The organism is Anaerosporobacter mobilis DSM 15930, from assembly GCF_900142955.1.
GTDB lineage: Bacteria > Bacillota > Clostridia > Lachnospirales > Lachnospiraceae > Anaerosporobacter > Anaerosporobacter mobilis.
In genome coordinates, this window is the sequence record NZ_FRCP01000013.1 from 75,093 (window position 1) to 93,881 (window position 18,789).

The 18,789-nt window shown below is 35.2% G+C and carries 15 protein-coding genes; 6 read left to right on the forward strand and 9 right to left on the reverse strand.

Going from position 1 to position 18,789, the window contains the following annotated elements:
• Nucleotides 1–84: 84 nt before the first annotated feature.
• The 5 genes from rpsT (at nt 85) to BUB90_RS12970 (ending at nt 5,497) form a co-directional block, all read left to right on the forward strand.
• Entirely contained in the window at nt 85–348 is a 264-nt protein-coding gene (gene rpsT, locus BUB90_RS12950) for a 30S ribosomal protein S20 (protein ID WP_170865492.1), read from the forward strand.
• 232 nt (nt 349–580) lie between these two features.
• Entirely contained in the window at nt 581–1,288 is a 708-nt protein-coding gene (locus tag BUB90_RS12955; protein ID WP_073288400.1) for a DUF421 domain-containing protein, read from the forward strand.
• Nucleotides 1,289–1,619: 331 nt separating this feature from the next.
• On the forward strand, nt 1,620–3,014 hold the full coding sequence (locus tag BUB90_RS24110; RefSeq protein ID WP_073288402.1) for a hypothetical protein: 1,395 nt from the start codon (nt 1,620–1,622) through the stop codon (nt 3,012–3,014).
• Nucleotides 3,015–3,324: 310 nt separating this feature from the next.
• Nucleotides 3,325–4,446: a tetratricopeptide repeat-containing glycosyltransferase gene (locus BUB90_RS12965; RefSeq protein WP_073288404.1), complete on the forward strand. Its 1,122-nt coding sequence runs from the start codon at nt 3,325–3,327 to the stop codon at nt 4,444–4,446.
• On the forward strand, nt 4,433–5,497 hold the full coding sequence (locus BUB90_RS12970; RefSeq protein WP_073288406.1) for a tetratricopeptide repeat-containing glycosyltransferase family 2 protein: 1,065 nt from the start codon (nt 4,433–4,435) through the stop codon (nt 5,495–5,497). The genes BUB90_RS12965 and BUB90_RS12970 overlap by 14 nt, the downstream gene beginning before the upstream one ends.
• Before the next feature lie 112 nt (nt 5,498–5,609).
• Here the strand turns inward: BUB90_RS12970 and BUB90_RS12975 are convergent, their stop codons facing one another.
• The 7 genes from BUB90_RS12975 to BUB90_RS13005 form a co-directional block, all read right to left on the reverse strand.
• The gene (locus BUB90_RS12975) at nt 5,610–6,692 is read right to left on the reverse strand and encodes a tetratricopeptide repeat-containing glycosyltransferase family 2 protein (protein ID WP_073288408.1); all 1,083 of its coding nucleotides are present in this window, start codon (nt 6,690–6,692) and stop codon (nt 5,610–5,612) included.
• A gap of 44 nt (nt 6,693–6,736) precedes the next feature.
• A complete protein-coding gene (locus BUB90_RS12980; protein WP_073288410.1) occupies nt 6,737–7,756 on the reverse strand; it encodes a LacI family DNA-binding transcriptional regulator in 1,020 nt (339 codons plus the stop codon).
• Nucleotides 7,757–7,993: 237 nt separating this feature from the next.
• The gene (locus BUB90_RS12985; RefSeq protein WP_073288412.1) at nt 7,994–10,021 is read right to left on the reverse strand and encodes a methyl-accepting chemotaxis protein; all 2,028 of its coding nucleotides are present in this window, start codon (nt 10,019–10,021) and stop codon (nt 7,994–7,996) included.
• A gap of 70 nt (nt 10,022–10,091) precedes the next feature.
• A complete protein-coding gene (locus BUB90_RS12990; protein ID WP_073288414.1) occupies nt 10,092–11,114 on the reverse strand; it encodes a glycoside hydrolase family 130 protein in 1,023 nt (340 codons plus the stop codon).
• 59 nt (nt 11,115–11,173) lie between these two features.
• A complete protein-coding gene (locus BUB90_RS12995; RefSeq protein WP_073288416.1) occupies nt 11,174–12,031 on the reverse strand; it encodes a carbohydrate ABC transporter permease in 858 nt (285 codons plus the stop codon).
• Complete coding sequence (locus BUB90_RS13000) at nt 12,031–13,029, reverse strand: carbohydrate ABC transporter permease (protein WP_073288419.1); 999 nt, start codon at nt 13,027–13,029, stop codon at nt 12,031–12,033. Before BUB90_RS13000 ends, BUB90_RS12995 begins: the two co-directional genes overlap by 1 nt.
• A gap of 110 nt (nt 13,030–13,139) precedes the next feature.
• A complete protein-coding gene (locus BUB90_RS13005; RefSeq protein WP_073288421.1) occupies nt 13,140–14,597 on the reverse strand; it encodes an ABC transporter substrate-binding protein in 1,458 nt (485 codons plus the stop codon).
• Nucleotides 14,598–14,952: 355 nt separating this feature from the next.
• Here BUB90_RS13005 and BUB90_RS13010 point away from each other — a divergent pair, with 355 nt between their 5' ends.
• Nucleotides 14,953–15,891, forward strand: a complete 939-nt coding sequence (locus BUB90_RS13010) for a helix-turn-helix domain-containing protein (protein ID WP_073288423.1) — start codon at nt 14,953–14,955, stop codon at nt 15,889–15,891.
• Here the strand turns inward: BUB90_RS13010 and BUB90_RS13015 are convergent.
• Together BUB90_RS13015 and BUB90_RS13020 are read right to left on the reverse strand one after the other, a co-directional pair.
• Nucleotides 15,842–16,861 carry a LacI family DNA-binding transcriptional regulator gene (locus tag BUB90_RS13015; RefSeq protein WP_073288425.1) on the reverse strand — a complete coding sequence of 340 codons (1,020 nt, stop codon included), beginning with the start codon at nt 16,859–16,861 and terminating at the stop codon, nt 15,842–15,844. The two genes, BUB90_RS13010 and BUB90_RS13015, sit on opposite strands and share 50 nt — an antisense overlap.
• 186 nt (nt 16,862–17,047) lie before the next feature.
• A complete protein-coding gene (locus BUB90_RS13020; RefSeq protein WP_073288428.1) occupies nt 17,048–18,730 on the reverse strand; it encodes a vWA domain-containing protein in 1,683 nt (560 codons plus the stop codon).
• Nucleotides 18,731–18,789: the final 59 nt, after the last annotated feature.

Sequence of the window (18,789 nt, forward strand, 5' to 3'; positions counted from 1 at the left end):
TGAGTATGTTTACATTAGAACGTCCGTGTCCGGGTTTAATGAAACACAGTATCTAATATAATCAAAATTTTGGAGGTGTACGGATTGGCTAACATTAAATCTGCTAAAAAAAGAATCAAAGTTATCGAAACTAAGACAATGAGAAACAAAGCAATTAAATCTAAAGTAAAGACTGCTATCAAGAAAGTAGACGCTGCTGTGGCTGCTAGCGACGCTGCTCTTGCAAAAGCATGCTTAAGAGATGCAATTAGTGAAATTGATAAAGCTACTAAAAAAGGCGTTTATCACAAAAATACTTCTGCAAGAAAAATTTCTCGCTTAAGTTTAGCTGTTAACAAAATTGCTTAATTGTGATATAATCACGCTTATTTTACTATAGATATAACAAGCTTGTTTAGACCTATCGAAAGATAGGTCTTTTTTCTGTACAAGCATTTAATACTTCGTCAAATTTTCATCAATAGCATTACATATTATTATCCTATCGGAGCATACTACAATTAGCTTAAAATGTGAAATATGCTTATTCACATTGGAATATAACGCACAGGCTCTTTACCTTGTGCAGATAGGAGAACACATGGAAATTATACACGTAATTCTTACTGCTCTAGGCTCTATTATTACTCTATTTATCCTAAGCAAATTAATGGGCAATCGAGAAATGTCTCAATTAACCATGTTTGATTATATTAACGGTATAACTATAGGCTCCATTGCAGCTGAGATGGCAACAACAGAATTCACCGACGTGACTAAACCATTTGTTGCGATGATTATCTATGCTCTTGTAGTAATCTCGATTTCAGAACTTACAAATAAATCCATCAAATTCAGACGTATTGTTACGGGTAAGCCCGTAATCCTCTATGACAATGGCACAATCTATGAGAAAAGTTTAAGGAAGGCTAAACTAGATTCCAGCGAATTGTTATGCTTATGTAGAACAGCTGGTTATTTTGATTTATCTACTATACAAACGATTATCCTTGAGCCAAACGGCAAACTTAGCTTTTTACCGCTATCAGATACAAGGCCACTAACGGGTAAAGATATGAAGTTATCTATCACACAAGATTACCTTGTTGCAAACGTTATTATTGATGGACATATTATGACTGATAATCTAAAGCACACTGGCAATAACGAAACCTGGTTACACTCCCAATTAAAAGCACATCAGATCGATGATATATCTGAAGTATTCCTAGCAACCTGTGATAGACAGAATACATTACATGTATATAAGAAATGTAATGAATTACAAGCTTACGATATACTGGAATAATTATACAACTCGAAAACTGTTTCTATTTATTCCAGTTTTCGAGTTGTTTTTATATAATGACGACAATCATATCCTTGTCTCCAAGAAGAAGAGTTTCATCGTTAGCTTTTGAATACATATGTAATGAACTAAATATCTTTAATAAATCCCAGCACTCTACCTTTTACCTTAGCATTGATGTAACTTTTTGTTGTAATTCGAATATATTATACTATCCATATTTGATTATGTCGATTCATGTTAGCAATGATAAGTTTTCAAATTAAACCATATTTAGATTAGCAACTAATGCGTAACATAGAATATGGAAATATTATAACGGAGTGATTTTATGAAAAATCCTAACTATTGGTCAGGTTCAAACAATACAGGTAGTAGTGATGACAAGTCTTGTTCTCACCATCACGATAATAACCAATGCTGTCCATGTTGTCGATGCTGCATAGGTCCTACAGGCCCTTGTGGTAGAAATGGTGCTACAGGTAGAACTGGTGATATAGGCCCTACGGGTTCTACTGGTAGAACGGGTGACACTGGTAGAAATGGTGATACGGGTCCTATCGGCCCTACTGGTAGAACGGGCGATACAGGTAGAACGGGGGATACGGGTCCTACTGGACTTACCGGCCTTACTGGTAGAACGGGCGATACGGGTAGAACGGGTGATACGGGTCCTACTGGCGCTACTGGTAGAACGGGCGATACGGGTAGAACGGGTGATACAGGTCCTATGGGCCCTACTGGTAGAACGGGCGATACAGGTAGAACAGGTAATTCGGGTCCTACTGGCCCTACTGGTAGAACGGGGGAAACGGGGAGAACGGGGGATACGGGTAGAACGGGTGATACGGGTCTTATGGGTCCAACCGGCAGAACAGGCGATACAGGTAGAACGGGTGACAGAGGTCCTATGGGCCCTACTGGTAGAACAGGGGATACGGGTAGAACGGGTGATATTGGTCCTATCGGTCCTATTGGTAGGACGGGTGATACGGGTCCTATCGGTCTTACTGGTAGAACGGGCGATACGGGTCCTATCGGTCCTACTGGTAGAACGGGCGATACGGGTAGAACGGGTGATATTGGTCCTATTGGCCCTACTGGTAGAACGGGGGATACGGGTAGAACGGGTGATATTGGTCCTATCGGCCCTACTGGTAGAACAGGTAACGCAGGTCCTACTGGTGCTACTGGCAGAACGGGCGATACAGGCAGAACAGGTCCTACTGGTCCTACTGGCTCATCTTCCCCAGGCTCAATTATCCCTTACGCTTCTGGAGGTAGCATAACTTTAGATGTAAGTACTGGTAACTCATCTAGACAAGTTGGAATTATTGGCTTTGGCACGGATACGACGCAAAATACAACAATTAACTCATCTATTTCAATTATTAATGCCTTACAAGGATTCGCTTTCGTTGCTCCTAGACGCCTAACCTTAGATTCCCTTGCAGTTACTGCTGTGGTACAGTCAATTACATCTACTGATACAACAATCACTGCACAGATCTATACTGCCCCATTTAATAGTACAACATTTTCTCCTTTATCAGGTGCTTCTGTTACCTTTACTGCACCTGGTTCGAATGTATCAAATGGTGCTATTGCTAATATTACCGGATCTATTAGCGCTGGTACTAGAATTTTATTAGTTGTATATGCTTCTAGTGCTACCTCTTGTGGTGTTGTCAATGTTTTCGTTAATGCAGGTTTAGCCACAACCTAGTTATAGTTCAATTAATCAAACTTCGCACTTGAAGTTTTCGAGGAGTAGTTAATTGCTATACTAGGCGAAAAACCCGCTCTCGCTTAGCTTCACACGTAGTCAGTACAGTGCTGACGTGTTCAGATAGTTTTTCTTATGAGTATAGCAATTACCTACTCAAAATAAAGTTTTTATGTGCGAAGTTTGAGTCAATAACAATTAAGTTATGAATAGAATTATGTTATGAATAGAGTTAAGTTATTCAATAAGGAAAATCTCTGTATCAAAGGATATAAAGATTTTCCTTATCCGATAATAAAAGGAGGTCAATATGAATCGATATAAAGTTTGTGTTTATGCTATAGCAAAAAACGAAGAAAAATTCGTACAACAATGGGTAGCATCTATGTCAGAAGCAGATGAAATAGTGGTTGCAGATACCGGTTCTACGGATAATACCATATCTCTACTTACCTCACTTGGAGTACATGTACACTCCATAAACATTGACCCTTGGAGATTTGACGTTGCAAGAAATAAATCTCTAGAGTTCGTGCCAGAAGATACTGATATTTGTGTTTGTACGGATCTCGATGAGATTTTTGACCCTGGTTGGCGTACACAATTAGAAGAAGCATGGGATGACAGTACAACTCGTCTTAGGTATCAATATACGTTTGGATTCCATCCAGATGGGAAACCCATTGTTACTTACTTATATGAGAAGATTCACAAAAGGAAGGACTTTCATTGGATATATCCAGTACATGAGATTCTTGAGTATTCGGGGACTTCACCTGATACCTATTCTACGCAGTTAGCAATTCATCTGAAACACTATCCAGATACCAATAAATCTAGAGGGAATTATCTAAACTTACTTGAACTTTCTGCCAAAGAATATCCTTTGTATGATAGAAATATACATTACCTAGGACGAGAATATATGTTTCATAAAAAAAACGATCAAGCAATTGAAACCCTTCTTTATCATCTTACGCTTCCAACCGCGACTTGGAGTGTAGAACGATGCGCTTCGATGAGGTACATCGCCAGGTGTTATTTGAATAAAGATGAACTAGATACCTCAATAAGTTGGTTGAAGAAAGCAATTAAAGAAGCTCCTACCATTCGTGAATCCTATCTTGAATATTCACATATTTCTTATCATCAGCAAGACTGGGAAACTCTATATGACCTTGTTACAAATGCTCTGGAAAAGACAGAGCGGACTGGATCTTACCTAGATGAAGAGGCTTCCTGGGGATATCTACTTCCCGATTACGGTGCAATCGCAAGTTATTATCTAGGCAAATATTCTGAATCTCTTAACTACGCCAGGATAGCCCTATCCTTATCCCCTGATGATTCTCGTCTTCAAACTAATCTGAAAATAGTTGAAGATAAGTATAGAGAAATGCAGCTACTGGAGGACCTAAATGATAACGATTAGTCTATGTATGATTGTAAAAAACGAGGACACGTGTCTCCGAAATTGTCTTGATTCTGTTAAAGATGTTGTTGATGAGTTTATAATTGTGGATACTGGATCTACTGACAATACGATCCAGGTTATAAAAGAGTTCACCGATACCATTTACCATTATACTTGGATAAATGATTTTGCTGCAGCAAGAAACTACGCCTTCTCACTTGCAACGAAAGAATATATCTTATGGTTAGATGCAGATGATATCATAAGAAAGGATGATCATGATTCTCTCCTTCACCTCAAAGAAACCCTGGATTCGTCCATAGATATCGTAACCATGATCTATGATATAACCTTTAACAAGGAGGGTATCTCTACACTTTCTATCCCCCGCGATAGATTAGTCCGTAACAAAGCTGGATTTTACTGGAGATATTTTGTACATGAAGAACTTGTTGTACAAGGAACGTATTATCACAGCTCTATTCATGTTACGCATACGAGTGATCATGGGCATTATTCTCGTTACCTTCCTAACTATGAACAACGTCTACTAGATGGTTATGAACTCCTCCCTCATGAGAAATATTTCTATGGTGGCGAATTGTTTATGTCAGAATTATATGAGAAATGTATCCCCGTATTCATCGATTTTCTTCAGCACGAATCAGATAACGCGTATGAGGTTCATAGAAGTTATGAGTATCTAACAGACTGTTATATACAAACTAACAATACTGAAAAAGCTTTGGAATATAGTTTTCAATATATGCAACTTAAAGCTCCCGATGTACCACTTTGTTGTAAGATAGGTGCTCTTTATTTTAGGATGCAACAGTGGGATTTATCTATGTTCTGGTATCGTTTAGCTACAGTAGAAGAACTTTATCCTTCTTTTAATATAGAACAAAAAAAACAAAAAGCGATTGCTTATATACAAATGTGTATCTGTGCATACAATAAAGATGATATCTCATTAGCAATTCATTATAATAATCAAGCTCTATTATTAGATGAATTCAACGCTGCGGCCTTATACAATAAGAACTTCTTTGATTCAATAACTATATAAACAAAATAGCCAAAGGAAGTACTCTTAATGATCAATCGTAACGCATAAGAAAATCGCCCTAGAACAAATCGTAATCATTTGCTCTACGGGCGATTAACTACGCACCATACACTTAATTTTTATTACTGTCTTTCTTAATGTCATGAAAGAATTGTTTATTATAGAGCACAGCATCATTGTTTGGAACATACTTCGCGGCCATTTCATTCTGCTCTATTGCTTTATTAATTTTACCTAAATAATAATAACATACGCATAATTCGATATGAGGTTTCCAAGTCCAATATTCGTCGTAGAGGAAACCCGCTACGTTCGTTGGTTTTTCCTTCTGCAAAATAGTTTCATACCAATACGCAGCATCTTCATATCTACCTTCTTGTTGAAACGCTTTCGCTAGTTGATACAAGGATTCTGCTCTAGGAATCGTTCGTTCTAAATTATTATAGATAAATCCTCTTGCTTTCCTATATTCTTTCTTCCAGATATAGCACTCCGCCAGTCGGTTGTTCGCATCCAATTCATCTTCTATCCAAACCGGTAATGTAACGAATTTTTCGAGCACCTCAATTGCTTCCTCAAATTTACCATGATAGTATAACTCTTTTCCATAGTAATATTGATCTCTTGCATTTAATTCTACACCTTCTGCAATCTTTTTCTTATATATATTCAAATTACGGTCAGCATTCCCATGAACCCTCGTATGGGTTACAACAATATCGGATTCTAGCGTATTCCCATGAATATCAATGTATTCATGGATAAACCCAAGCCATTTCGGATTGGTGCTTCGCTTTACTAACCGCTCTCTCATAAATGTTAAAGCCGGCTTTCCTGTATCATCAAATGCATAATTATAACTAAAGTACACTGCATCAATCTGTTCTGGTAATGATTCTTTCAGGTTCTGTAGCTTCGTACAATCTTCTGGTTTTAAGATATCATCGGCATCAAGCCATAATATATAATCCTTGGTAGCGTGTCGAAAGGATTCATTTCTTGCTGCTGAAAAATCGTCACACCAGGTAAAATCATAGACTTTATCTGTATATCTTCTTGCAATCTCCTTGGTTTCATCTATAGAGCCCGTATCTACAATAATAATTTCGTCCACAGCCTCTGCAACTGACTTAAGACAATTATCTAATTTGTCAGCTTCATTCTTCACAATTAAACACAAACTAACTGTAACCACAGAATCTCTCCACAAGTGATTTGCTTTATTATATTCTATACGTACTAGATACGTGCAACACTTTCTTTATAAACTAATTTACCTTGAACGATAACAACTCCCGGTTTATAGTCTGGATTTGCTATCTTCTTAATCATATTATGAATCGTACGTCTTGCCATCTCTTTAAAATCAACCTCATAGGATGTGATTCCAATATTGCACATACCCGGATATAAGTAATTATCGAAACCAACAATCGATATATCTTCTGGTACTTTATATCCAGCTTCTTGTAATATCTTAATTACATAACTAGCAGTTAAATCACAATTACAAACGAATGCGGTAGGCATGTCATCAAGTAATACAGATTTCGGATCCACGTAAATCTTTGCTATATCAGCCGTACGGTCTTCTATAATCCACTCTTGATTAATTGGTATTCTATGCTCCATAAGAGCTTTGGCATAACCAAAGTAACGGTCTGTTATACTATCCGTTGCTAAAAGCGATCCTACATAACCGATTTTCTTATGTCCCATCTCAAGCAAATAATTAGTTAACATATATGATCCAAAGTAACTATTGGATATAATGGCATCGCAAGATTCCTTCTCATCATAAAAGTCGAGATAGATAACTGGTATTCCCGCACGCATATTCAAACATTTTAGATAGGCTTCGTTCAACCGACCAATTACCACAACGCCATCAATCTTTTGTTCTTGTACTAGTTTAGGTAGAATTAAATTATTCTCATCCTCTTTACTAACTACTTCTAATAATGTAAAACAACCTTTCATAACGGCTCTTGTTGTAACCGATTGATACATCTGCCAATAAAAAGATTGATACTTATCTAGAAACATCTCACCAATTACGACACCAATATTATAACTTGAACTCTCAGCATCTTTCTTAATAGTAGATGGTTGGCGGTATCCCATCTCATCCGCTAGTTTTTTAATCTTTTCACGAAGCTCTTCACTCACACCTTTTTGATTAGATAAGGCCTTTGAAACGGTCACCGTACTAACATTTAATCTAGCAGCAATATCTGCTAATTTCACTGATTTAGCCATTCTTTTCCCCTCTTTATCTATTATAGTAGTCAACTTGAAACTCTTCTCCATGTAGACAAACATAATATAAGTAATAATATTAAGTTAGCTAATTTTAGCTAATTATTAATATAATCTTAATTTCCCTACATCTATTTGTCAAGAGATTTATATTGATAACTAGAATAAATCCCCTATGATATAGAATACGAGTTTTGTTAACTCGACTCACCATCATAGAGGATTCTTCTTTATATTTTATATTCTATATTTTTTAATTGTGTTATCTAGATTTTGTACTTTATCAAAAAGTTTGTCTGCCTCACTAGAAAGCTGAATCACATCATCTAACTGATTTGTTACCGTAGCAGTAACTTCTTCGGAAGATGCAGCTGCCTCTTCTGCCACTTGTGCGATATTCTTTATAGATTCAAGTACACCATCTTTCTCAATCATCATTATTTTCACTTTTGTTGAATTAACTTTTAGTACACGTACTAACTCTTCTACTTGGTTTGCTACTTCACCAAATATGTTTATGGTTTCTTCTATTGCCATACTCTGGTCTTTCAGATAACCATTCGTCTGATTGGTACAATCAGTAGTTTTTCTTGCTGTAATCTGTATCGTTTCAATGATGTTTTGAATCTGATTACCTGCCTTTGCAGACTGATCCGCCAAATTCCTTATTTCTTCGGCTACTACAGCAAACCCTTTTCCTGCTTCTCCGGCTCTTGCTGCTTCAATGGAAGCATTCAAAGATAAAAGATTCGTTTGTCTTGCAATATTTTGAATTGTTTCAATAATACTTCCAATATTAACAGAATCTCTTTCCACTTCTTTAATATTTGTTGTTAACTGCTGCATACGCTCAGTTGCTTCATCCGATTTCGACCTTAACATGTCTACTTGTTTCTTTCCTTCTTCAATAGAATTAATTGCTACCGAAGAATACTTCTGCATTCGCTCGGAATCTTGGCTTATCTGATCTAATTTTTCTGCAAAAATAGTCATGGAAGTTAAACTATCATCCGTCTCCTGTGCTTGTTTGTTTACACCCCCGGCTACCTCTGCAATTGCACTATTAATTTCTTCCATAGAAAAAGTCATTTTTTCACTAGTACTTGTTAATTCCCTGGAAGAATGTTGTACTTCTCCACTAAATCCTTTTACTATCATTAAGATGTTACGAATACTATCTAGCATCTCATTCAATCGATCTGTTAAAAAACTAAATTCGTCTTTCCTCTTAGAATTAACTTTAACAGTAAAATCTCCATCTGAAACAACTTGCATCGCTTTCGTAAGATTTTTCACTTCTTTACTTAAAAGCTTAGCGATTCGATTCCCTATGAATAAAGCTATTATACATGCCGCAAAGACTAGAATTACCGTTACATGTTTTATCTCTCTTGCAGACTCAAGTATAATTGCTTGTGGTATTAAACTACATATAACTAAACCAGTATCACCTACTTGCGCAGTTGTATACAAGTATGTTTTATTATTCCACTTAACATAAGTCCCTGATTTTGCAACCTCCGTATTACTTTTATCAAATACTTTGTTATCTAAAAATATCGAAGTATCCCTAACTTCTCCATTCTCTATTATAATTTCCCTCTCATCAGATGTCAGTAGTGCCACATACATGCCTTCATCATTTGGTATTCTCTTCAATATGTCCGTTATCGCAGATAAGGATATATCAAGATTAAGATAGCCATTGCCTTTTACTAACTCACGAGCATAAGTAATAGAATACGTATTCTGTGAGATTTTTAAAACTTCATCTAAGTAAGGATGTATTCCTTTCCAAACTCCTTTGGTCCCAATCTTATCTACGCCTTCTTTTAAAGAATACTGTTCATAAGCATCACTCGGAAATTTTGTTCCCACATCACTGAGATTGCCCCCCTTCTCAGCGATAAGTGTATAACCAGATATGTAATCACATGATCCTCTTGCCAATGTTAGACTAGTTTGAACGGATCGAAAATTCTCCATCATTTTGGAATCGTTCTTACTAATATTCTTTCCATAATAAGATTTTACTTCATCTCCACTGACAATTTCATTCGCTTTATTCTCAACGGTACTACATAACAACTCACAATACGATGCAACTGTCCCCACTGTTGCTTGTACTGATTCCTCATATTGCTTTCTTATATTTTCTGATGCTTTATCATATGAAATTAAACCTAGTAAAATAATAAAACAAACTGGTACTAAGTATGCCCGTATTAGAGTATGTTGAATCTTACCATTTTTTTTACGTTTCATAGAGCAACACCCCCACTTATTTTAATAGAAAGCCAGGAACCCAAATGTTAGGACTCCTGGCTTTTCTTTACTAGCGCATACCAAGCTCAGTATCTGTCTGTGTTAATACACTATGATCTTTTATATAGTCTACGATTTCATCAATTTCAGTAAACGCTAATCCTACATAACTATCCGCTGCACCATAATAGATTGCAATCTTTCCTGATTCAGAATCATGAATCGTTGCACATGGGAAGCATACATTAGCTACAAAACCGCGTTCCTCATACCACTCTTCTGGTGTAAGAAGGAAGTTTTCACAACGATATTTTACTATAGATGGATTATCAATATCTAAAATTGCACCACCAATCGAATATACGTAACCGTTACAAGTTCCACTAACACCATGATAGAATAATAACCAACCTTCTGATGTTTCAATTGGGGCTGCACCTCCACCAATCTTTAATGATTGCCACCATTCAGAACTTTTTCCCATCACATGTCTATGTTTGCCCCAATATACCATATCAGGACTTTCACTAACGAAGATATCCCCAAAAGGCGTATGACCGCTGTCTGATGGTCTTGAAAGTAGCATATAATTTCCATTTATCTTTCTAGGGAATAAAACTGCATTACGATTGAATGGAAGGAATGGATTCTCAATTCTTGTGAAAGTCTTGAAGTCTTGTGTCTTAGCCATTCCAATTGCCGCTCCGTAGAAATCTTGGCACCAGATAATATAATATGTATCCTCTACCTTAACCAATCTAGGATCATATGCATATTGAGGTTGATATTCCTCTCCATTTTCATTTACAAATTGAATTTTGTTCTCTTCAAAATCCCAATGAATTGCATCTTTACTTCTACCTAAATAGATATAAGGAATACCATTCACTTGTTCTCCACGGAAAACTCCGATAAAACTATCGCCATATGGTAAAACTGCACTATTGAAGATTCTAGCAACACCCTTAATAGGATTTCTTCCAATAATCGGATTTTCTGTATATCTCCAAACCGGCGCATCTTTTAACCCTTCCGGTCTTTCTTGCCAAGGTACATTAGCCACTGGCTCACTAATAATTCTAACTTTACTCATTATTTTGTCCTCTCTTTCCTGTCAATCCTAATGCAGTATTTATCAATTGTACTGCCCTTTTAACCTTTTACTGCACCTGCTGTTATACCACTATAAATCTGCTTCTGGCAGAGTATGAATACGATTAGAGCTGGCAAAAGTGATATAATAACACCTGCACAAATCAAGTTATAACGACTTCCAAGTGGTCCTGTAAATGAAAATAGGGATATCGCTACCGTACGTAATTGTTTTGTTTGAAGGTATAAGTTTGCATTATAATATTCGTTATACGTACTTACGCCCTTTAATATCAAGCTTGTTACAATAGCAGGTTTTAATAAAGGTAATATAATTTTCCAATAAATCGTCATATAAGATGCTCCATCTATAAAAGCGGATTCATCTAATGAAGTTGATATATTCTCCATAAACTGAATAAATATATAGATTGCTATTACATCGGTACCCATCATCATAATGATATATCCATATAAATGATTGATAAATCCAAGTTGTTGCATAATGTTATATACTGAAATTTGCATTGCTACACCCGGAAGTAATGATGCAAAAAGGAATAAGTTACGTATCAATGCATTACCAAAGAATTTAAAACGGTTAAGCACATAAGCTAATTGTGTTCCAACTAGGACAGATCCAATTAGTACAAAAATCAGTATAATCAGGGAGTTTATAAATGCGCGCCCCATATTGGCCATATCGAATGCTTTAATGAAATTGTCAAAATTCAACCAACTTTCCGGTAATGTCATAACATTGGTACTTTGATATTCTGCATCTGTCTTAAAAGCTGTGATAACACAGGAAACAACTGGTACTAAAGCTACTATTGTAAAGAATAATAAAGATACATACTTAATAAATATCCATACTATCATAGACGGACTATAATGTTTTCTACGCTTTGCTACCATTAAATCGCCTCCTTTGATTTGTTTTTCTTCACTCCGAGACGAGTCTTCTTTTTACTTACAACTTGATCTTCAGCATTTGTATTTCGGAATGCATACTTAAAGAACAATTTCTGTAAGATTGTGGCTACGAAGATAATCATAAGTAATACAACCGCCATTGCAGATGCAAGACCTACTTTTTGGTTTGTATGCGCAATTCGGTTCATTAAAACAAAGTATGTTGCAGTTCCATTCGCTCCACTTGTTATAACATATGGTGGCTCAAATGCACTAAGAGAACCTGTGATTGATAAAATAACATTTAATGTAACAATCGTCGAAATACTAGGTAAAATAATATGAATAAACTGTTTGAATTTATTTGCACCGTCTAGTTCAGCTGCCTCATACATCTCTGAATCTACTGACATGATAGCTCCGATAAAGAGTATCATATTCTGTCCAAAGTATCTCCAAATTGATGTACCTACAAGAGAAACATTATTTAACCCTTGTGTTCTCAACCAGTACGGAAGATTTTCAAGATTAAATCCACACCATTGTAGTACGGAATCAAATACAAAACCTCTTGTAAAGAAAAACTTAAAGATAAATCCAATGGCAATACCATTAATTAAATATGGGAAAAACATAAATCCCTTGAATATATTTCCACCTTTTGTTTTAAAACTAAGCATAGTTGCTAAATATAACGCAATTACTAACTGTACGATTGAACCTGCCATATAGTATAAACATAATTTCAATGATGCGAAGATTTCTTTATTATTAAATACTTCTTTGTAATTATCTAAACCAATATACTTCGGTGTATTGGAATAACTCATCTTATAAAAACTAAATTTAATCATCTCTCCAAATGGAAAATAAGTAAAAGTGAACAACAATAAAAGAGGGATAAACATAAATGCTATGATAATAATGCTTTGTTGTCCTTTTCTACTCTTCACCCATTGAAGTAGGGACTTCTTTTTCTTATGGTCTGTATATGCTGTCATATGACCCTCCTTCTAATTGATACTAGATAGAACTATCGCACAAATCTTGATTTGTGCGATAGTATATCAAGAAAAATAGGTATGTTACTATCTAAGGAATAACTATCTAATTATTGATTGATTTCGATGTCATTACCTTCTTGAGCGGAAGTCCATTTTGCATTCCAATCAGCCATAATTTCATCAAAAGTCATATCTTTGTTTGCAGCATGTTCAATAATTTGTTGAACTTTAGTGTTACCACCAGCAGAAACCATTAAGTCAGAATCAGCATTGATTAAGTTAAGGAAATCTTCTTCTCCTGCAACTGCTGGATCATCAGAAACTAATTCAATACCATCGAATGCTGAATATAATTCAGGGAAGTTATTGTCATTAGCAGCTACTGGAATTCCGTTTTCATTGTAAGCAAATCCAGATTGTTCAGTAAGCCATTTAACGAATACCATAGAAGCTTTTTGATTATCTTCAGAAGAGTTCACGTTAATTCCTAATCTATAGTCTGGACCTGAAGATGCATATTGTTTTCCATTAACTGTAATTGGGAATGACATATATCCGATATCATCACCATGATCACCAGCAGCTACCATTTGAGGGTAAGCCCAAGAACCAAGTACCATACAACCGATTTGACCATTGTTTAGCATACCTTTAGAACCTTCCCAGTCAGTTGTAGAGAAATCGTCTTCTGTTAAACCATTCGCAACTGCATCATAAAGAACTTTGTAAACTGCATATGGACCAGTTCCATCTGCTTTGTTTTCGAACGGATTGCTCATATGAAGTAATTTTTGGTTTTTGTAAGTAGCATCACCAGTAGCTGTTCCTGAGATATAATCATCCCAAGCACTCATAGTCCAACCAGCTGCATAGTTTGTATATAGAGGAGTCGCATCTGTTTTATCTTTAATTGCTTGTAATGCTGCAATAAATTCTTCTGGAGTTTTAGGAAGTGTTGTAATTCCAGCTTGTTCAAATACTGCTTTGTTGTATACGATACCACGAGCAGTACCCATATATGCAACACCATATACTTGTCCATCATAAGCCATATCTGAAGCAAAACGAACTTGACCTTCCATAGTAGGTAGATCACCGTATGATACGAAGTATTTTGATAAATCAGATTTACTAACTTCAGGAATCATTAAGATATCACCATAATCACCACTTTGTAAACGAAGTAATGCACTTTCTGCGTATGTAGTATCTGCATCGATTTCTACTTTGATGTTTGGATACACTTTGTTAAAATCTGCTACATACTCTTCCCATTTCTTACCGTTGTAATCATCTAGATTCATATCTGTTCTGTTGTTGTAGAATTTAATAGTTGTTGAGATATCAGTATAACTTTCCCCAAGTACAATGTTTGCATAGCTAAGTACATCGTCCTTTGTAGTATCAGCTGTATCAGTTGCTGTATCATCTGTTCCCTCTGTTGATGGTTGATTGCTTACTGTGTTATTTACTTTATCATTTTTATTGTTATTCTTTGAACAACCTACGAATGATAAAGAAAGAACTACTGCTGTACCAATTGCTACAAATTTTTTAAGTCTCATAACAAATCCTCCTTTTTTGTTCAGTTACTTTTTTGTAACTTAATTTAATTATAATTTATTTTGTTTTTAAGTCATCAACTATTATTGATTTTTATATATTATTATTGTTTTTTTTAGATATTTTATATCTTTTAACTACTTTACCGTCACTTTTTTATACATTATTGCCAGTCTTTTTACTTTTTTATCCAGTAATATTGCTTAATTTAATTAACCTCACATGTTATTAGTTGATTAATTTACTCTTATATCTTATAATAGATATTGTACATAATGAAATTAACTTTATTTTATAGGAAATATGGAATAATGCTACTAAATAACCTATTATTTTTACTAATGATCGAGGTGTATTATGAATTACTACGAAAGCTTTCTAAAATCATTACTTTCTTATTCGAAACTACCTAATTCTTTGGATATCTCATTTATCATGCCCAATTATTCAAAGAATAATGCTTCCACTCCTCCTTCCCTCATCTATGCAGGCGGAGAGCTCACAATATCATTCCCTTTCTTCTGTGAATCATCTGGCTTTTCCTCTTATATTCTTCTCTATACCATAAAAGGTAGTTCAACGATTACTATTGAAAAGACAGTCTACCAGTTACAAGAAAATAACTTACTTTTTCTTGACTGCAATTTACCTTTTAAGATAAGTTCTTATAACAGCAATTGGAAGTTTCAAATCCTATATCTTAAAGAGGATTTCATAAATCAATACTTTTCAATCTTTAATGATAATAATAACTTCATATACGATGTTAAACCTTATTCTTGTGTTTCTTCCTGTTTCAGAAATATAATTAATCCTCAGCATACAAACACTTCTCTATCAAACCTTTATGAAACGAAATGGATTATTGATATACTTACAGAGATTTGCATCCACGAAAAGAATCTAGATAATCCAGAAGATTATATACCAGAATATATAAGAAAATCGAAAGATATCCTTGATAATAAACTTACGCAAACTTTCTCACTTGATGAATTAGCTGATGAATTGCAAGTTAATAAATATAGACTGTGTCGTGAATTCTCTAAGTACTACAATATGCCACCACTTCGCTATCTTAACCATAAAAAAATCGAGAAGTCAAAAGAACTTCTGTTTGGTACTAATCTAACAATAACGGAAATAAGTACAAGACTTGGAATTGAGAATGTAAATCACTTCATCCAGTTATTTAAAAAAGAAACAGGAGCCACCCCACTTGCTTACAAGCAGGAAGCTCCCTCTTCTATACGCGAATTACACTCTCCTTACAAACCAGACGACCTCGACCAATAAAGATTCCTGATTTGTAACTTTTATTATCAATTTTCTTTAATATCGTATTAACGGTACAGCGAGCCATCTCATGAATATCAACTTCATATGTAGTTATACCGATTTCGCATAATCCCGGATATAGGTAGTTATCAAAACCAACTACTGAGACATCATTCGGAACGCTGTACCCATTTTCTTGCAAACATTTAATCACATAACTTGCTGTTAAATCACAGTTACAGACATAGGCCGTTGGCATATCTTCAACTATTAATTTCTTGCTGTCAATGTCAATCTTTCCAGTTCTCGTATCTCTATCATCTACTATCCATTCTGGCTTTACAATCAACCCATGTTCCATCATTGCTTTCGCAAATCCAAAATAACGGTCTGTAATACTATCGGTTGCTAACATAGTTCCCACAAATCCTATCTTTTTATGTCCCATTTCAAAAAGGTAATTCGTTAAGACATAAGATCCAAAATAACTATTGGATATAACAGAATCGCATGTTTGCTTTTCATCATAAAAATCCATATAAACAGTGGGTAATGCTGATACCTCCTTCATCTTCTGTAGATAGGCATCTTTCATTCTTCCAATTACTATGACTCCATCAACCTTTTGTTCTAGTATTAATTTAGGCAATATAGTATATTCTTCATCAGCTTCACTAATCACTTCTAACATAGAAAAACAATTTTTCGTTGCAATTTTACTTGTAACTGCTTGATACATTTGCCAATAAAATGAATTAAATTTCCCCAAAAATTTATCAGCAATTATTATCCCTATATTATAACCGCTACTAACAACAGTTTTCTTTATTGCAGAAGGCTGACGGTATCCCATCTCATCGGCTAGCTTCTTAATCTTCTCCCTTAATTCCTCACTTACTCCCTTTTGATTTGAAAGTGCTTTCGATACCGTTACCGTACTTACATTCAACACTGTTGCTAAATCTGCTAATTTAACTGATTTCGCCATATCATATCCCTTCCTATCTACGAATACAGGTTACTGTATATTATTTCTTTGCATAAAATAAACTTGGTATTCTTATCCATTTTTAGTTTTCATAAAGTTAATTTTAGCTAATTTATAGTATAATATTATTTTCTTCTTGCCATTTTGTCAAGTACCAAAGCCTATTTTCATACTATTGTGCAACACTTATTCGTAATAGTTCCATTCTGCTACCTTATTTACTAACTGCTTAAACTCTTTTTTATATCCATCATCAAATTCTATTCGATTCAATCTTTTACGAAGATGGTTCATTGAACCGTTCTCAAGATATGGGCTATCCTTTAATATCATTGCAAATTCAGCGATACAAGTAGCAAAGTTCCAATCGTCACTTGTTTTATTGGTATATGCTCTTGTGGTAACTGGATACGTTAATAACTTACTTTCTTCTTTATCAGGCTCTTTGTAACGAACTTTAATGGTCAATAATTCATCCTTATATTTCTCATCCACTGACGAATATCTGCTTCCAGTTACTTTCTCATCCAATTCCATATTGCTTGATACGGGAACTAACTCATATAAAGCAGTCACAGAATGCCCTGCTCCTATTTCACCTGCATCTTTCGCATCATCTTTAAAATCTTCAGTTGCAAGAACACGATTTTCATATCCAATTAACCGATATCCTTTTATCTGCTCTGGATTAAATTCCACTTGGAATTTCACATCTTTTGCGACAGTTACCATATTAGCACCAAGTTCATCAACCAGAACTTTCTTAGCCTCATAAACGGAATCGATATACGCATAATTTCCATTACCATTATCCGCAAGTGCCTCCATATTATTATCCTTAATATTACCTGTTCCAAATCCTAATACCGACAAGTAGATTCCACTATCTCTTTTCTTCGTTATCAATTCAGTTAATTCGTATTCCGTTGTAAGTCCGACATTCAAATCTCCATCTGTAGCAAGTATGACACGATTATTACCGCCTTTAATAAAGTACCTCTCTGCAAGCTCATATGCCGCCTGAATCCCTGCACTTCCTGCTGTACTTCCCCCTGCTTCTAGACTTGTTATCTTCTCAATGATTCGATTCGTCTCATTCCCCTTAGCCCCTTCTAATATAACTGCATCTTCTCCTGCATAAACTACAATTGAAACACGGTCTTTTCTTGTAAGATTTTCTGCTAACATGCAAAATGCTTGCTGCATTAGCGGTAATTTATCAGGATCATTCATAGATCCTGATACATCAAGTAAAAATACCAGATTAGAATTAGGACCCTCGGAAAAATCAATATTTTTTGTCTGCATACCAACCATCATAAGTGACGTATTAGGATTCCAAGGGCATTTACCAATCTCTACATTAACACCAAATGGCTCCCTCCCAGTAGGTCCTTCATAATCGTAATTAAAATAATTCAACATCTCTTCTACCCTGATTGCATCTTCATCATAAATGTATCCTTCCTTAATCATTCTTCTTAAATTACTATAGGACGCTGTATCTACATCCGCAGAGAATGTTGATAATGGTTCTTTGGAAACTGCCACAAATCCATTCTCAGCATAGCTATTATATTCTTCCCCGGAACCACTGTAATAGATATCCTCCTTTATATCCGTCTCAACATCATAGCTATTGGTTGTATAATCACTATCAGTTGCAGACCCACTATCATATGTAGTGTCACTATCGTCTGCAGATGTACTATACTCAACTCCAGTATCATAGGTATCACTTGTATTGCTCGAATATTCTGTCGAATTATACCCATCCTTTTTAGCCTCATCCTTTGACTTCCTTCCACAACCTACCATTACAAAAACTAAAACTACCATTACCAATGCAAACTTTTCCTTCTTATTCATACTCTTTTCCTCCTTTTCAACCCTCTTAATAAAGATACTCATTTATAGATACTCATTTA

Excerpts from the sequence above, each read along its gene's own strand:
- BUB90_RS12955 (WP_073288400.1), top strand. The coding sequence starts at position 581 with ATGGAAATTATACACGTAATTCTTACTGCTCTAGGCTCTATTATTACT.
- BUB90_RS24110 (WP_073288402.1), top strand. The coding sequence starts at position 1,620 with ATGAAAAATCCTAACTATTGGTCAGGTTCAAACAATACAGGTAGTAGT.
- BUB90_RS12965 (WP_073288404.1), top strand. The coding sequence starts at position 3,325 with ATGAATCGATATAAAGTTTGTGTTTATGCTATAGCAAAAAACGAAGAA.
- BUB90_RS12970 (WP_073288406.1), top strand. The coding sequence starts at position 4,433 with ATGATAACGATTAGTCTATGTATGATTGTAAAAAACGAGGACACGTGT.
- BUB90_RS12980 (WP_073288410.1), bottom strand. The coding sequence starts at position 7,756 with ATGGCTAAATCAGTGAAATTAGCAGATATTGCTGCTAGATTAAATGTT.
- BUB90_RS12985 (WP_073288412.1), bottom strand. The coding sequence starts at position 10,021 with ATGAAACGTAAAAAAAATGGTAAGATTCAACATACTCTAATACGGGCA.
- BUB90_RS12990 (WP_073288414.1), bottom strand. The coding sequence starts at position 11,114 with ATGAGTAAAGTTAGAATTATTAGTGAGCCAGTGGCTAATGTACCTTGG.
- BUB90_RS12995 (WP_073288416.1), bottom strand. The coding sequence starts at position 12,031 with ATGGTAGCAAAGCGTAGAAAACATTATAGTCCGTCTATGATAGTATGG.
- BUB90_RS13000 (WP_073288419.1), bottom strand. The coding sequence starts at position 13,029 with ATGACAGCATATACAGACCATAAGAAAAAGAAGTCCCTACTTCAATGG.
- BUB90_RS13005 (WP_073288421.1), bottom strand. The coding sequence starts at position 14,597 with ATGAGACTTAAAAAATTTGTAGCAATTGGTACAGCAGTAGTTCTTTCT.
- BUB90_RS13010 (WP_073288423.1), top strand. The coding sequence starts at position 14,953 with ATGAATTACTACGAAAGCTTTCTAAAATCATTACTTTCTTATTCGAAA.
- BUB90_RS13015 (WP_073288425.1), bottom strand. The coding sequence starts at position 16,861 with ATGGCGAAATCAGTTAAATTAGCAGATTTAGCAACAGTGTTGAATGTA.
- BUB90_RS13020 (WP_073288428.1), bottom strand. The coding sequence starts at position 18,730 with ATGAATAAGAAGGAAAAGTTTGCATTGGTAATGGTAGTTTTAGTTTTT.